We start from the raw sequence: 16,057 nt of genomic DNA on the forward strand, positions 1-16,057 counted from the left end.
GGATAAGCGGATGGCGCAGGGGGCGTTCATGCTTTGGGCGGCGTCGACGTGGTGGCCGTAACATGAACGTCCGTCTTCCCGCCCGCCCACCCGCAACGCGTTGGACGACCCCGGGGGACACCTTCGCAGCTTCTCTTCGCCGCCAGGTCCCTAGTGCGCTTCGGCGGTGACGCGCTCCCAGGCGGCCGCGACCTCCCGCGCCAGGGCCTCGTGTTCGGGGCGTTGCAGGTCGGGATCGCTCTCGAGGAGGCGGGCCGCTTCCTCGCGCGCGAGCTCGATCAGACGGACGTCGGAGAGGCGCGCCGCCCTGAACTCGGGCAGCCCGCTCTGGCGCGTCCCGAAGAACTCGCCGGGGCCCCGCAGCCGCAGGTCGGCTTCTGCCAGCGCGAAGCCGTCCGTCGTCCGCTCCATCAGTTGCAGCCGCTCCCGGGCCTCGTCCGACGGGCTATCGGAGAGGAGCAGGCAGTAGCTCTGGGCGTCGCTGCGCCCCACGCGGCCGCGGAGCTGGTGGAGCTGCGCCAGCCCGAAGCGCTCCGCTCCCTCAACCATCATCACCGTCGCGTTCGGGATGTCGACGCCCACCTCGACGACCGCCGTCGACACGAGGATATCGAGGCGGCGGTCGCGGAAGTCGCGCATCACCGCGTCCTTCTTCTGCGCCGCCAGCCGCCCGTGCAGCAGCCCGAGGCGCAGGTCGGGGAAGACCTCCGCTCGCAGCCGCTCGAACTCGTGGGCGGCGGCCCGCGCCGTCAGCGTCTCCGACTCCTCGATGAGCGGACATATGATGAACGCCTGCTCTCCCTGCCCGACGCGTTCCCGCACGAAGGCGTAGGCCTCGTCGCGGCCCTCCGGCGGCACCCATCGCGTCTCGACGGGCTTGCGTCCCGGCGGCATCTCGTCGATGACGGAGATATCGAGGTCGCCGTAGAGGGTGAGGGCGAGGGTGCGCGGTATGGGCGTCGCCGTCATTACCAGCAGGTGCGGGTTGACGCCCTTCTCGCGCAGCGCCGCCCGCTGCATCACCCCAAAGCGGTGCTGCTCGTCGACGACCGCGAGCGCGAGGCCTGCGAAGTCGACGCTTCCCTGGATGACGGCGTGCGTGCCGACGACGATATCGATCTCGCCGGCGGCTATGCTTTCGCGGACGGCGCGCTTCTCCGCCGCCGGCAGGCTGCCCGAGAGGAGGGCGATGCGCAGCGGCCGCGCCAGATAGGGGGCGTCGACCTGCGCCACCGGTGCCTTCTCGTCCCCGCAGCCGAAGATGCCGCAAAGGGTGCGGAAGTGCTGCTCGGCGAGGATTTCGGTGGGGGCCATCATCGCGCCCTGGCGACCCGACGCCGCTGCCGCCAGCAGGCTGGCCGCCGCCACCACCGTCTTGCCGCTGCCGACGTCGCCCTGCAGCAGGCGGTTCATCGGGCGCTCGCCGGCGACGTCGGCCAGCGCCTGCTCCAGCGCCTTCTCCTGCGCGGAGGTAAGCGTGAAGGGCAGCGCCCCGACGAAGCCGCGTCGCACGTCCGCCGGCAGGGGCAGGGGCAGCGCCAGCCCCCGCTCGCGCCACTCCCGTCTCCGAACGAGAACGCCGAGCTGGATGACCAGCAGCTCGTCGAAGGCGAGCCGCCGTCGCGCCGCCTCCAGCCGCTCCCAGCCGTCGGGGTAGTGCATCTGACGGACGGCTGTCGTCAGCGGAGTCAGGCGGAGCCGCGTCAGCATCTCAGGCGGCAGGGGCTCCGCCAGCGCGTCGGCGAACGAGTCGAGCGCTTCCTTGACGACGCGGCGTATCGTTCTCGGCGGCAGGCCGGACGTCGAGCGGTAGACGGGGACGAGACGGCCCGTGTGCACGAGCTCCTCTTCCAGCGGCTCGTACTCGGGGTTCTCCATCGTCTTCTGCCCCTTGAACAGCGTGACCTTGCCCGCGAGCACGACCTGACGGTTCGTCTTGAGCTGCCCGGCAACATAGGGCTGGTTGAACCAGACGACGCGCATCGTGCCCGTGGCGTCGCCCACGAGCGCCTCCGTCCCTCGCAGACGCCGTCCGATGGTGGTCTCGGCGGCGCTCCACACCGTCGCCACCAGCGTCTGCTCCTCGCCGACGACGAGTTCCGCTACGGGACGGATGCGCGCGAAGTCGTTGTGGCGGCGGGGGAAGAAGTAGAGCAGGTCGCGCACGGTCTCGACGCCGAGGCGGGCGAACTTCACGGCGAGGGCGTCGCGCACCCCCCTGACGGCGGTGACCGGCGCTGAGAGGTCGCCTGCTGTCGCGGACGCTTTCGGCCGTCGCGGCTTCTTCGCCGCCGCCGGCTCGCGCGCGGGAGACGGCGCCGCCTTCAAGGGGGCGGCACCCGGTTGCCCGTCGATGAGATGGATGGTCTGCGTGAGCCAGCGGGCGCGTTCCTCGACGCCGAGCGACGCGTAGCCGCCGCGGGGAAGCGCTCTTATCGATGCGCCGACGGGAGACGCGGGAGGGAAGACGTTCTGCTCAATGAGCCGGTCTAGGTAGCGGTCGATGCCGCCTATCACCGCCTTATCGGCGCAGCCCAGGCGGCGCTCGTGCTCCAGTATCTTGCGGAGCTGGCCCTCCCGCTCGTTCAAGCTTCCTTTTCCCCCTCCACCACTGTCATGCCCATGATGCCGGGCCCGCCGTGCGCCCCCAGCGCCGGCCCGATCCTGACGATCTCGATCTGCGCCTCGGGGAGCGAGGCCCGCACCCAACCGGCGATCATCTCCGCGTCCTCCGGGGTCGTCGCGTACATGATACCGACGTGCGTGATGTTGGGGTACGACATCGCCAGCTCGAACATGCGCTTGAGCGCGGCGGCGCGGGTGCGCGCCCTCCCGACGGCCTGGATCTCGGTCTTGACGGTGAGTATGGGCTTGATGTGGAGGAGGCTGCCCAGCGCCGCCTCGATGCGGCTGATGCGGCCGCCCCGCCGCGCCCACTCGAGCGTGTCGAGCGCGGCGAAAGTGTGCTGTCGCGCCGCCCACGAACGCGCGATTGCCGTCACGCGCTCCATCGGCGCTCCGTCGCGGGCGGCGCGAGCCGCCGCCATCACGGCGAAGCCCAGCCCCAGCGAAGCGCTGTCGGAATCGACGATTTCGATGCGGCAGCGGCCCTTCAGCATGTCCCGCGCCGCCAGCGCCGACGCCACCATCCCTGAGAAACGGCCGCCCAGGAGGACCGCTGCTATCTCGTCCGTTTCCCTGGAGAGCCTCTCGTACGCTTCGAGGAAGGCGCCCACAGGCGCCTGCGACGTGGTCGGGGCGACGCTGCTGTTCGTCATCCGCCTGAAGAACTCTTCCGTCGTCAGGTCAACGCCGTCGCGCAACTCCTCGCGCCCGAACATCACGAGCGCGGGCACGACGGTAATGCGGAGTTCTTCGGCGACGCCGGGTGGAAGGTCGGCCGTGCTGTCGGTTACGATGCGGACGGTCATCGCGGGCCGGTTCCCCCGGCGCTATTCGAGAGAGACGATGTACTTGTAGTGGGGCTGTCCGCCATAGACGACCTCAGTCTGGAGGGAGGGATGGTCTCTGGTTACCCGGTCCGCGAGTGAGCGCGCCTCCTCGGCGCTGCTGTCGGCGCCGTAGTAAATGGTGGCGAGGGCCATCTCCGAAGCCGACGCCTGCGCGAGAGCGGCAAGCACGGCTGCTTCCGCCGAGTTTTCCGCTGCCACGAGGCTGCCGTCTAGGAGCGCTATCGCCTGGCCCTTGCGCACGCGCACGCCCTCGATGACCGCCGAACGTATCGCCCGCGTCACCTCGATCGTCCTCACCTGGTGGCGGGCTTCCGACATGATCGCCGCGTTTTCGCGCAAACCCTTCTCGAGGTTGATGGCGAGCAACGCGGCTACACCCTGCGGCATCGATTCGGTAGGGACGACGCGCACGTCTTTTTTGCTGTGCGCGGCCGCCTGCTCGGCAGTGAGGACAACGTTTTTGTTGTTGGGCAGGACAATGACCTCGTTCTCGGGGCATGAGTCGATGGCGGCCAGTATCTGCTGCATGCTGGGGTTCATGGTGCGGCCGCCGGGGACGATGGCGGTTACCCCCAGGCTACGGTAGATGTCTTCGAGCCCCTTGCCGGAGACCACGGCGACGGTGCTGATGGGGGCAAGCGTGGGCTCGTAGCCGGCCTGCGCCTTCTGCACGAACTGTTCCGCCTGCGCCCGTATGTTCTCGATCTTTATGCGGACCACCTCGCCCAGCGACGTGCCGTAGCTGAGGGCGGCGCCCGGGTCGCTGGTGTGGAGGTGCACGCGCAGCAGCCGGTCGTCGCCCACCACGAGCACGGAGTCGCCCAGGCTCACCATCTTTTCGAGCGCGGCGTCGGCGCTGAGTCCCTCGCCCTGGACGAGGAACTCAGTGCAATAGCCGTAAGCGGCGCTCCCGCTCTCGTGGACGGCGGCGGTCGCGTTCAGCCAGCTCTGCTCGGGGTCTTGCATCGCCAGGGGGGCCAGCGGCGCCAGGTCGCCGCGCAGGTAGCGCAGCGCGCCTTCGAGCATGATGTAGAGCCCCTGGCCGCCGGCGTCGACGACGCCCGCCTCTTTGAGCACGGGGAGCAGCGTCGGCGTCTTGGCGACCGCTTCCTTGGCCGCCGCCACCGTCGACGCCAGGACGCCGCGGAGTCCGCTGCGGAGCCTGCCGCCGCGTCTGCGGGCAGCCTGCGCCGCCTCGCGCAGCACCGTCAGGATCGTGCCCTCGACCGGCTGGCGCACGGCGCGGTGGGCGCTGCTCGCCGCCTGTTCTAGGGCGTCCGCGAGGTCCACGCTGTCGAAGCGTTGCTTGCCGGAAAGACTATCGGCGAGACCTCGCAGCATCTGCGAGAGGATGACGCCTGAGTTGCCGCGCGCGCCCATGAGGGCGCCGTGCGCCATCGCGCTGGCGACCACGCCGGCGTCGTCGCTCCCTGTCTGGTACGCCTCGTCCATGGTGGAGCGCATGGTGAGGTACATGTTGGTGCCGGTGTCGCCGTCGGGCACAGGGAAGACGTTGATGGCGTTTATCGCCTCCGCGTTGCGCTCCAGCCAGGTGGTGGCGGCGGCGAACATCTCGCGCAGGTCTTCGCCCGTCAGCACATGGGGGTCTTCCCCGTTGCGGGTGCGTTGAACGGCGCTGGTCCTCTGATCGTGGCGTTTCATCGGGAGTTGTTTCGGGTCAGTCCCGCATGTTAGTATGGCAGTTGAATTCTAGCAACAACGAGTCCACCCCGTAAAGGAAAGCAATCTCATGGCCGGGAAGTGCGATATCTGTGGCAAGAGCACCGTATTCGGGCGCAACATACGTCACCGTCACGCCGGACGGTGGGAGCGGAAGGCGCCGCGAACAAACCGCGTGTTCCGACCGAACGTCCACAAGCAGACGATACGCGTTAATGGCGCGGCTGTGAAGGTCAACATCTGCACTCGCTGCCTGCGCACCCTCACCAAAGCCCCTGCCGCCCTTTGAAAGTCGGAGCCAGCAGAGGGGGCTTGACATTCTCCGCGTATGGACGATAATGACTTGTGAGGCCGGGTGCGGCGTTTAATCTAGCCGCTTCCCGGCGTCTATTTTTCTGTGCCCACCGTCCACCCGTTGGGCTCCAGTCCTTGAACCTCTCCTCCCACGTCTTCTGCCAAACGCTCCTCGTGCAAGTGCCGTTCTGGCATGAAGTAAATTCCGTGGAAGACTACTCCCCGGTCGTTTTGTAGGTCTATGCTCTTCTGTTGAACACAGCGATAGTATCGCTGGATGGCGGACAGGAATGTGTCTCCGGCTGGTAGCGGCCGCCGATGAAGCTCGTTCTCCTGGAAATGCCGCACGCACGACGCCACCATGTCGGCGATCTGAATGCCCGGCGTGATTCGGGAATCGACGAACAGGGGTGTCTCTACAATGCGGCTATAGGATTGGCCTTCCGGATGTTTGAACAAGAAGCCGCTTATTGCCGACGAGAGATCTCGCCCGAAGTTGGGGCCTTGACCGTCGAATATCAACAGTGCCATGTCATCGTGAGACTGAGCGTCTAGCAGGAGGGCAACGCGCTGCAGAATGTATCGGTACTGGTTTGGTAGCATCCCGGGTTGAAGCAAGGGAACAACGGTGGGCCTTTCCATAACGATTGCAAAAAGCGTCAGATCAATATTCCTGATAAGTTCAAATGTCGACTCCACGAGTTCCCGCTTAGCCGCCCTCTTTTCGAATGTGGTGCGGGTTAGCAGCTTGTGCCCTTTCAGTTCGAAGTTCTCCGGGTTTTCGGTCAGCCTCTTCTTCATGTTGAACATCTGCCGACTGAGGTCCCGACTTCTGGCCTGATCGATGCAAACGGCCGCAAGCACGGGCCTGAGCGTTGTGGCGCTAGGATGAACATCGCCGCTTTGATCGATGAAGACCAGCACCCGTTTCTACCTCACGGAACCAGCAGCAGAATTCACGCTCGTACAACGCTTTCGCGCAGTCGCTTGATGTTCTCCTCGACGGTCGATTTCTCGTTGAAGACGGCGGTGCCCGCCACCAGCACCCGCGCTCCCGCCTCCACGCACGCCGGCGCCGTATCGACCGTGATCCCCCCGTCCATCTCCAGCTCCGCGCGCAGCCCCTGCTCGTCGAGCAATCGCCGCAGACGCCGCACCTTCGGCAGCACGCCGGCTATGAACTCCTGCCCGCCGAACCCGGGGTCGACGCTCATAACCAGCACGAGGTCGAGCTCCGCCAGCATCTCCTCGGCGGCGGCGACCGGCGTACCCGGGTTGAGAGCGATGCCCGCCTTCACGTTGCGGCGCCTGATCTGCTCTAGCGCCCGGTGAACGTGGGGCGTCGCCTCCGGGTGCACTGTCAGGATGTCCGCGCCCGCGTCCGCGAACGCGTCGATGTGGCGCTCCGGCTCCTCGATCATGAGGTGGACGTCGAGCGGGAGGCCGGTGGCGCGGCGCGCCGCCCTGACGATAAGCGGCCCGATTGTAATGTTGGGGACAAAGCGTCCGTCCATGACGTCGACGTGGATGTAGTCGGCGCCCGCCGCTTCGGCGGCCTGCAACTGCTCGCCCAACCGCGTGTAGTCCGCTGCAAGGATGGAGGGGGCGATCTTGATGGTTGCGGTCACCGTTCTTCGAGCTCCTTCTGCAGCCGCTCGCGCTCTTCGCGCAGGGCCTGTCGCACCTGGCGGGGCGCCGTGCCACCGGGGATGTCCCTCGACTTCAGCGACGCTTCGAGGTCGAGCCGCAGCGCGTCCTCGTCGAACAAGGGCGAGAAACGCCGGTACTCGGCGAGCGTTAGCTCCGAAAGCTCCTTGCCCTTGCGCTGCGCATACTTCACGAGCTTGCCGACGGCCTCGTGCGCCTGCCGGAACGGCACGCCCTTTCGCGCCAGGTAGTCGGCGAGATCGGTGGCGAGGGCATAGCCGCCGGCCGCCGCGGCGCGCATCCGCTCCTCGTTGACCCGCATCGTTTGCAGCAGGGGCGCGAAGACGATCAGCGTGGACACCACGGCCTGGTGAGCGTCGAGCAGCGGCTCCTTGTCCTCCTGCAGGTCGCGGTTGTAGGAAAGGGGCAGGCCCTTGAGGGTCGCGAGCAGCCCGGCGAGCCGCCCGTAGACGCGGCCGGTACGGGCGCGCGCCAGCTCCGCCACGTCGGGGTTCTTCTTCTGCGGCATGATACTGGAGCCGGTGGCGAAGGCGTCGTCGAGCTCGATAAAGCCGAACTCCGCGCTCGACCAGAGGACGATCTCTTCGGCGAGACGCGAGAGGTGCATCATGCAGACCGCGGCGTCGAAGAGGAACTCCAGCGCGAAGTCGCGGTCGGAGACGGCGTCGATGCTGTTGCGGCTGATGTCGGCAAAGCCGAGCTCGCTTGCCACCGCACCGCGGTCGATGGGGTAGGGCACCCCCGCGAGGGCGCCGCTTCCCAGCGGGAGGACGTCGGCGCGCGAAAAGCAGTCGCCGAAGCGCTCGAGGTCCCGTTCCAGCATCTCGAAATAGGCAAGCAGGTGGTGGGCGAAGAGCACCGGCTGCGCCCTCTGGAGGTGCGTGTAACCCGGCATGACGGCGTCGATGTGGCGCTCCCCGACCTTGATAATAGTCATCTGCAGGACGCGGATGGCCCCCATGATCTCGGCGACGCGCTCCTTGAGGAACAGGCGCAGGTCGGTGGCCACCTGGTCGTTGCGGGAGCGCGCGGTGTGCAGGCGGTCGGCGGCCCCGCCTATCTTCTCCTTGAGGCGCGCCTCGATGTTAGTGTGTATGTCCTCGAGGCTCTCGTCGAAGGGGAACTCACCCTTTTCGATCTCGCGCTCGATCTCCCGCAGGCCGCGGACGATGGCGTCGGCGTCGGCCCTGGGGATGATTCGCTGCCGGGCGAGCATGCGGGCGTGGGCGATAGACGCGCGGATGTCTTGGCGGTAGAGCGCGGAGTCGACGCCCAGGGACGACGTGTAGATGTCGACCAGCGGGTGCGTTTTGGCGGCGAAGCGCCCGCTCCAGGGCTTCTTGCCGCGGCCGGCCTTTCGCGCCGGTCCTTGCTCCTTGTTCGCCACGTCGGCCACTCCTATGGCGTCGTCTGTAAAGCAACGGCCGGGCCCGACGCCCGACCTCATTTTCGCTCAGCGCGGCGCTTGTGCCAAGATGCCCGCCAGGAACGGAAAGCGACGGGTGCCGTCGAGGGCGCTCCGTCGCGTCACGACGGCTTGCCCCGCGAGTTGAACGCGACCGCCGCGATGCCGTTTACCCGCTGCCGCACCCAGACCACGACCTGGCTGTTCCAGATCGTCAGCAGGTAGCCCAGCCGAGCCAGCAGCACGGCCACCATGAGGCCGAACCCGAGGAGCACTACCAGCTCGAGGGCGAACACATCGACGTGGTGCAGGAGGATGGCGGCGCCGGAGAGGGCAACGCTTATGCCGTACACGACGACAAGCAGCCCGCGCGGGCCGAAGCCGGTCCTCTCCAGCCGGTCGTGGATGTGGTCGAGGTCGCGGCCGAAGGGATGACGCCGGTCGAGGGCGCGGCGGACGGCCGCCAGCACCGTATCGAGGATCGGGAAGCCGAGGGCGACGATGGGCACGCTGATGAAGACGGCATCGGTGACGCCGGTGGCGGCGCGGATGGAGAGCGAGCCGAGGATGAAGCCGAGGAGCAAAGCGCCGGAGTCGCCCAGGTAGCTCGTTGCCGGCGGCAGATTGAACGGAATGAAGCCGAGCCCGGCGCCTGCCGCCGCGACAAGCAGTATCGCCACCGTCGGGTGCTCGGAGCTGGCGGCGATATGGGCGAGGGCAGCCGCCGCGAATATCGACACGCCGGGGGCCACGCCGTCGCGGCCGTCGATCAAATTGATGGCGTTTGTGAAGAAGACGATCCAGATAACCGTGGCGACGGGCGCCATGAAGTGCATGTCGATCTCGGCGCCCCAGGGGAAGGCAAGCTGGTCTATGCTGTAGCCGGCGGCGTAGACGGCAGAGGCGGCGGCCACCTGGCCGATCAGTTTCGGCTTGTAGTCGAGAGGCCGCCAGTCGTCAACGAGGCCGATGAGGAAGATAAGGGAGCAGGCGCCCAGGAAGCCGAGGAAATCGCCCGACTTGGGTGAGAAGTAGTCGGACGCCTCCTGCGAGAGGGCGGAGGCGATGAAAGGCGTGACGGCGAATGAGAAGAAGAGGGCTATTCCCCCCCAGCAGGGCCGTTCGCCGTCGCCGCGCTTCGCCTGGAAGATGCCGGGCACGTGGATGCGCCGCGCGAACGTCTCCAGCACGACGGCCGTCAGCAGGGCGATGCCTGTGGCCAGAAACAGGGTCAGGAGGTATACGCTCAAGTGCCCTCTCAGCCTCCCCCGCCGTTGCGTGCCCCTATCTTAACACCTTCTGCCGCGCATCTCCATTCGTTTTCGGCCTGCGAGCGAAGGCGGCCCGCTGAAACGTAGTCCATTGGCGTCCCATAGTATATAAACGAAGAAGCTCCCGCTCCTATACCACGTCCGGCGCGGGCAGGGAGGGCCGGCAGCGCATGAAGATCAAAGCTGTCCTTTTCGATCTCGGCGATACGCTGTGGAGCGTCGACTACTCCGCCGAGGCGGAAGCGTACGACCACGTCCGGCAGGCGCTGATCGAGGCGCTCGGCGAACGCGTACCGGACGCGCAGGCGCTGCGGGACGCGGCCGCCGCCGTGTTCGTGGAGGAGGCGCAGGCGTGGCAGGCGGGCAAGATGGAGCAACTACCCGCGGAGGAAGCCTTCCGGCGCGCGTTCGCAAGGCTGGGGCTCGACGTTCCCGAGGAAACGCTCCGGCGCATGCCCGATCTGGCCGTTTCGGGCAGCATCCGTTACCGGGTCGACCCGGAAACGCGGCGGACGTTGCGCGCCCTGAGAGAGCGCGGCTTTCGCATCGGCGTTATCTCCAACACCTACCAGTCGCGGGCGTCGCTCGAACGCTCCCTCGCCGACCACGGGCTGCTCCCCTTAATCGACGTGCTGGTCATCTCGTCAGAAGTCGGCCTTACAAAGCCGCACCCGGCGATCTTCGAAGCGGCGCTGAATGCGCTGCGGGTCTCGCCCGCTGAGGCCGTGTTCATCGGCGACACGCCGCTCGCCGACATAAAAGGCGCGAAAAACCTGGGGATGCGCGCCGTCCTGACGCACCAGTTCCGTCAGGCCGACCCAGGGGAATACCAACCCGATCTGATAATCAAACGTCCGGGCGAGATCATCGACTACGTGGACAGGCAGGAGCGCGACGGTCCCTGATGCCCCCGCGGCGATCAGTGGCGCCGGTAGACCTCCCGGCCGGCGACAAACGTCATTTCGACCTCGAGGTCGGGCGCGAGCACGACGATGTCGGCGTCGCCGCCGGGCGATATCCTCCCCTTGCTTCCTTCCCTGATGACTGCTGCGGGGCTAACGGTCGCCATCGTCACCGCCTCGGAGGGGCGGAGCAGCAGCCGGCGCCAGACGTTCGCGACTGCCCGGTCCATCGTCACCGTGCTGCCGGCGAGGGTGCCGTCGCCGCGACGGGCCACGCCGCCTTCGACCCGCACCTTCGCGCCCTGAAGCTCGAACACGCCGTCGGAGAGGCCCGCCAGGGGAATGCCGTCGCTCACGAGCACTGTCCCCGCCGCGCTCTTCGCCCTGAGCAGCAGCTCGATGGCGCCGGGGTGCGCGTGCACGCCGTCGGCGATGATCTCGGCGGTCACCGAAGGGCGGTTGAGGACGGCGCCCAGACAGCCCGGGTCGCGGTGGTGGAAGAGACGCATGGCGTTGAAGCAGTGCGTTACGTGGCTGATGCCCGCCGAGAAACCTTCCATCGCTTCCTCGTAGCCGGCGTCGCTGTGGGCGAGAGCGGCCACGACGCCTGCGGCCGTCGCCTCGCGGATCACCGCCTCTGCGCCCGGCAGCTCCGGCGCGATGGCCAGTACGCGCAGGTTGCCTTCCGCGGCGTCCAGATATCCTCGCAACTCCGATACGTCGGGCGGATGCAGGGAGGGCGGGTCGAAGGCGCCGGGACGCTCCGTGCTGAGGAAGGGCCCCTCGAGGTAGAAGCCGAGCGGCCGGGCGCCGTTGGTGGGCGCGCGCAGCAGGGGCAGGAGGGTGCGCATCTGCGCCACAAGCTCCTCGCGGGGCGCCGGCACGAGAGCGATAAGAAACGACGTGACGCCGGTCGAGACCGCCCACTGCGCATAGCCGCGCAGCTCGTCGGGGTCGCCCGAGGTGAGCGAGAAGCCGCCGCCGCCGTGCGTGTGCAGGTCGACGAAGCCGGGGGCGACGATGAGGCCACGCAGATCGAGCGTGCGGGCTTCGGGCGGCGGCGCGTCCCTATCGACGCGGAGAATACGCCCGTCCTGGATGACGACCGTACCGTCCTCGATCTCCTCGGTGGGCGTGAGGATGCGGGCGTGTGTGAGGGCGAGTAGATAGGACGAAGGGCTCATCGATTCCTCCGCGACGGGCAGGGCCGTTCACGTATATTATCGACTGCTTCTGTTCCGAACCGTGGCGGCGCCTACCACTGGCGGTAGCGGTTGGCGATGGGGAGACGCCGGTCGCGGCCGAAGGCGCGGGGCGTGATCTTGACGCCCGGAGGCGCTTGCCGCCGCTTGTACTCGTTCCGGTCGACCATCGTGATCACGCGCTTCACCGTCGTTTCGTCAAAGCCCATGGCGACGATCTCGGCGAGGCTCTTGTCCTCCTCCACGTACGCCTGGAGTATGGGGTCGAGCACCTCGTAGGGGGGAAGCGTGTCCTGGTCGACCTGGCCTGGCCGTAGCTCCGCCGAAGGCACTTTCGTGAAGACGGTCTCGGGAATGAGGGCGCGGCCCTCGCGCGCGTTCCGGTACTCCGCCAGCTTGTACACGAGAGTCTTGGGGACGTCCTTTATCACCGCGAAGCCGCCCGCCATGTCGCCGTAGAGGGTGGAGTAGCCGGTCGCCATCTCGCTCTTGTTGCCGGTCACGAGGACGAGCCAGCCGAACTTGTTGGACAGCCCCATAAGGATGTTGCCGCGGATCCGCGTCTGGATGTTCTCCTCCGCCACGTCGAATTCAGTGCCCGCGAACTCGGGCTCGAGCATGTGCAGGTACGCCGAGAACGCCTCCTCGATGGGGATGGACTTAAGCTCGATGCCGAGGTTCTCCGCCAGCGCTTCCGCGTCGCGGCGCGAGCCGGGCGAGGAGAAGCGCGAAGGCATGGAGACGCCGACCACGTTCTCGGCACCCAGGGCATCGACGGCGACGACGGCGACAAGGCTGGAATCGACGCCGCCCGAGAGGCCGATGACTACTTTGCGAAAGCCGTTCTTGTGGACGTAGTCGCGCGTCCCCAACACAAGGGCGGCGTACACTTCGGCGACATCGTCCAGCGGCTCGACGGGCCGCGCGGCCAGCGTCGGCTTGTCGGGATGCAACGGCTCTGCGGACACCCGGACCTTCGCCGGCGAATTGACTGCCAGCGCCGTCCTCTCCTTGCGCCGGCGGGGCCCGCGCAATCGGGCCTGCATCACTTCGTCGAGGTTGAGGTCGCACACCAGGAGGTCTTCTTCGAAGGGGAGCGCCCGCGCCAGGACCCGGCCTTCGGGGTCGAAGACCAGGCTGTTGCCGTCGAAGACCAGCTCGTCCTGTCCGCCCACCAGGTTCAGATAGCAGAGCATGACGGTGCCGTCGCTGGCGCGGGTGGAGAGCATGCGCTCGCGGGAGAGGCGCTTGCCGGCTTGGAAGGGGGAAGAGCTAACGTTAAGGATGACTTCCGCCCCCGCAAACGACTGCGCCTGCGCCGGCCCTTCGGGGTACCAGATGTCCTCGCAGATGTTCACGCCGACCTCGACGCCCGCTATCTCGTGAATTGAACAGCCGCTGCCGGGAGTGAAGTAGCGGTCCTCATCGAAGACGCCGTAGTTGGGGAGGTACTGCTTGCGGTAGACGTCGACGAGGCGGCCGTCGTGGATGACGGCGGCGGCGTTGTAGATCTCACCGTCGGAGTCGACGAAGCCGACGACGGCGGTGACGCCCGTGGTCTTGCCGACGACCTCCTGGAGGGCGTCGAGGTTGTTGCGGATAAACTGAGGACGCAAGATGAGGTCTTCAGGCGGGTAGCCGGTGATGGCGAGCTCAGGGAAAGCGACGACGTCGACGGCGAGGGCGCGGGCGCAGTCAATGTAGCGCACTATCTTTTCGACATTGCCCTTGAGGTCGCCTACGGTGACGTTGACCTGAGCGAGGCCGACGCGGAGGTTGCGCATGGGCGTCTCAATCGAGATTAGCGCTTCCCGAAACGCAGGTCAAGGCGCGGAGGCCGCGGCGCCGGTCGGCGCGGTCGGCGGCGGCGCATGGCCGCATCGCTGGTGGCGCTAGCCGCGCAGCTCGAGCGGGACGTAGGCGCGGTCGCCGTGGCCCTGGTATATCTGTGTCGGCCGGAAGAGCCTGTTGTTGGCGATCTGCTCCCTCCAGTGCGCGACCCAGCCGGCGATGCGCGAGACGGCGAACACGGGCGTAAACAGGTCGATGGGGATGCCCATGCGGTCGTACACGATGCCCGAGTAGAAGTCGACGTTGGGCCAGATGCCGCGCTCTCCCAGCCGCGCCGTCGCGACCTTCTCGACCTCGACGGCGATGTCGTACAGCGGCGTGGGGCCGAACTCCTCGAAGAGCGGCTTGACCAGGCTCTTGAGGATGCGGGCGCGCGGGTCCATCGTCTTGTACTCACGGTGGCCCATGCCGTAGATCACCTCTTTGCGGGCGATCTTTTCGTTTATCACCGCTTCGACCCGCTCGACCGAGCCGATCTCCTCCAGCATTTGCAGCACGCGCTCGTTTGCGCCTCCGTGCAGCGGGCCCCCGAGCGAGGCGACGGCGGCAGCGATGGTGCCGTACGGATCGGCGAGCGTCGAGCTTGTTACCATGGCGGTGAACGTCGAGGCGTTGACCGTGTGCTCGACGTGCAGGATGAGGCAGACGTCGAAGGTGCGCTCGACAAGCGGCGGCGGCGCCTCGCCGTGGAGCATGTAGAGGAAGTTCGCCGAGCAGCTCAGGTCTTCGCGGGGAGCGACCGGCTCCTTCCCTTGGCGGATGTTGTGGAAGGCGGCGACGAGCGTCGGCACCTGCGCGATAAGCCGGCAGCACGCTTGGTGATTGACCTCCTCGTCATCGACGGTGCGCGGGTAGAAAAGAGCCATCGAGGCGATGCTGGTCTGGAGGGCGGACATAGGGTGCGCGTTCTTGGGGTATGCCTTCATCATCTCGATGATGCCAGGCTCGACTGCTCGATGCGCCGCCAGCTCGCTTTTGAACTGGTCCAGTTCCTGCCTGCTGGGCAGCTCCCCCTTGAGCACGAGGTAGGCCGTTTCCTCGTACGTGCTCTTCTCGGCCAGCTCCTCGATCGCGTAGCCCCTGAGCTTGAGGATGCCCCGGTGGCCGTCGATGTCGCTTATCTCTGACTTGGTAACGGGCACGCCCGCCAGCCCCGGCACGTACCCATCTTCCGACGCCTTGACCATCGTCATCCTCCTTCGCGCGTCTCCCGCACCACCGCCGTCTTATTTCGCTCAATCGATTCCGAGGGATTGACATGCCGGAGACCCGACAAGAGGCCCGGCCCTTTGAATGTGAATTGTATCACGACCGGTGGAATAGGACCAACGCCCCGGCGAGGCCGGTTCTATTACGAGATGATTAATTTTGGGGGACAAGCGGGCAAGAAGGCAAGGACTAGCTTTGAATCCTCTCGACGCGCAGGCGTATGGCGCCGGCCGGCGCCTCGACCTCTACCTCGTCCCCTTCTCTCTTCCTCACGAGCGCCTTGCCGACGGGCGAGGCGATCGATATTTTGCCCTGGCTCGGGTCCACCTCGTGCGGGCTGACCAGCGTGTACTTTATCTCCGCCCCCGACTTCAGGTTGCGGACGATAACCGTGTTGCCGAGGTTGACTGAGGCAGTCGGCGTCTTGTCCTCTTTAATCACGACCGCCCGTTTGAGCGTGGACTCGATTTCGCGGATCCTGCCCTCAAGGTGCGCCTGCTCCTCGCGGGCAGCGTCCAGAGGCGCGTTCTCGCGAAAGTCCTTGTCGGCCATCGCCCGTCGCAGTTCGGCCGCCACCTTCGGACGGCGCGCCCGGAGCTCTTCCAGTTCGCGCTTCATCGCCTCAATCGCGCCTTCGCTCAACGAGACCGGCCCCGCTTCTTTCAGGCGCGCTGGCGTCTTTATCGCCTTCTGCGCCTTCGGCGGGCGGATGTGGACGGCCATGTTGGTGGCGGTATAGCCCTTTTTCTTGGCAAAGGCGAGAAACGCGCGCACGGGCTCGAGGCGGGAAGCGACGTCGGCGAGGCTGGAGCCGAGGCTTGCGGCGTAGCCGGAGACATCGTGGCCTGTGAGCTCGCTCATCGCTCGGTCGGAGCCGTACCAGCGGACGAAGCGGTTGACCTCTGCCTGCGCCTCCTGTCGCTCATCGGGACCGAGCGATGCGAGGAAAATAACGGCGGCTTCTCGAAGCGTTGGGTTATCGGGTGGCATGGATGGCTGCGCCCTCGCTCTCGATTGTATGGTCGTGTGGTGAGAGTGTCAATTCAATGTACTCGTCCGGTACATTCCGTACACTCACCCCCTTTCCGCTTGTTTCTTGAGC

13 protein-coding genes are annotated in these 16,057 nt (G+C 66.8%); 2 read left to right on the plus strand and 11 right to left on the minus strand.

From position 1 onward, the window contains the following. Positions 1-150: 150 nt before the first annotated feature. From recG to QME71_03395, 3 genes are read right to left on the minus strand one after another with little or no spacing between them, the layout of a single operon-like run. The gene (gene recG / locus QME71_03385; GenBank protein ID MDI6857341.1) at positions 151-2,589 is read right to left on the minus strand and encodes an ATP-dependent DNA helicase RecG; all 2,439 of its coding nucleotides are present in this window, start codon (positions 2,587-2,589) and stop codon (positions 151-153) included. Beyond that, positions 2,586-3,431, minus strand: coding sequence for a DegV family protein (locus QME71_03390; protein MDI6857342.1), 846 nt, complete (start codon positions 3,429-3,431; stop codon positions 2,586-2,588). The genes recG and QME71_03390 overlap by 4 nt, the downstream gene beginning before the upstream one ends. 21 nt (positions 3,432-3,452) lie before the next feature. Then, positions 3,453-5,135 (minus strand): DAK2 domain-containing protein, encoded by a 1,683-nt coding sequence (locus QME71_03395; GenBank protein MDI6857343.1) that lies wholly within the window; start codon positions 5,133-5,135, stop codon positions 3,453-3,455. Between the two features lie 88 nt (positions 5,136-5,223). On the opposite strand from QME71_03395, the gene rpmB reads away from it, so the two are divergent. Continuing rightward, complete coding sequence (gene rpmB / locus QME71_03400) at positions 5,224-5,442, plus strand: 50S ribosomal protein L28 (GenBank protein ID MDI6857344.1); 219 nt, start codon at positions 5,224-5,226, stop codon at positions 5,440-5,442. A gap of 98 nt (positions 5,443-5,540) precedes the next feature. Here rpmB and QME71_03405 read toward each other — a convergent pair whose 3' ends face one another. From QME71_03405 to QME71_03420, 4 genes are all read right to left on the minus strand, one after another. Beyond that, entirely contained in the window at positions 5,541-6,371 is an 831-nt protein-coding gene (locus QME71_03405) for a DUF3800 domain-containing protein (protein ID MDI6857345.1), read from the minus strand. Positions 6,372-6,403: 32 nt separating this feature from the next. Then, on the minus strand, positions 6,404-7,075 hold the full coding sequence (gene rpe, locus QME71_03410; GenBank protein MDI6857346.1) for a ribulose-phosphate 3-epimerase: 672 nt from the start codon (positions 7,073-7,075) through the stop codon (positions 6,404-6,406). Next, on the minus strand, positions 7,072-8,502 hold the full coding sequence (argH, locus tag QME71_03415) for an argininosuccinate lyase (GenBank protein ID MDI6857347.1): 1,431 nt from the start codon (positions 8,500-8,502) through the stop codon (positions 7,072-7,074). The genes rpe and argH overlap by 4 nt, the downstream gene beginning before the upstream one ends. Positions 8,503-8,642: 140 nt before the next feature. Beyond that, entirely contained in the window at positions 8,643-9,770 is a 1,128-nt protein-coding gene (locus tag QME71_03420; GenBank protein MDI6857348.1) for an MraY family glycosyltransferase, read from the minus strand. Between the two features lie 191 nt (positions 9,771-9,961). On the opposite strand from QME71_03420, the gene QME71_03425 reads away from it, so the two are divergent. Further along, a complete protein-coding gene (locus QME71_03425; protein MDI6857349.1) occupies positions 9,962-10,696 on the plus strand; it encodes an HAD family hydrolase in 735 nt (244 codons plus the stop codon). Between the two features lie 14 nt (positions 10,697-10,710). On the opposite strand, the gene nagA is transcribed toward QME71_03425, so the two are convergent. The 4 genes from nagA to QME71_03445 form a co-directional block, all read right to left on the minus strand. After that, positions 10,711-11,877, minus strand: a complete 1,167-nt coding sequence (nagA, locus tag QME71_03430) for an N-acetylglucosamine-6-phosphate deacetylase (protein MDI6857350.1) — start codon at positions 11,875-11,877, stop codon at positions 10,711-10,713. Positions 11,878-11,948: 71 nt separating this feature from the next. Next, complete coding sequence (locus QME71_03435) at positions 11,949-13,679, minus strand: NAD+ synthase (protein ID MDI6857351.1); 1,731 nt, start codon at positions 13,677-13,679, stop codon at positions 11,949-11,951. A 108-nt stretch (positions 13,680-13,787) separates the two neighbouring features. After that, entirely contained in the window at positions 13,788-14,939 is a 1,152-nt protein-coding gene (locus QME71_03440; protein MDI6857352.1) for a citrate synthase, read from the minus strand. Between the two features lie 205 nt (positions 14,940-15,144). Further along, the gene (locus QME71_03445; GenBank protein ID MDI6857353.1) at positions 15,145-15,945 is read right to left on the minus strand and encodes a GreA/GreB family elongation factor; all 801 of its coding nucleotides are present in this window, start codon (positions 15,943-15,945) and stop codon (positions 15,145-15,147) included. Positions 15,946-16,057 lie beyond the last annotated feature (112 nt).

The sequence above is a fragment of the Dehalococcoidia bacterium genome, assembly GCA_030018455.1.
Classification (GTDB): domain Bacteria; phylum Chloroflexota; class Dehalococcoidia; order DSTF01; family JALHUB01; genus JASEFU01.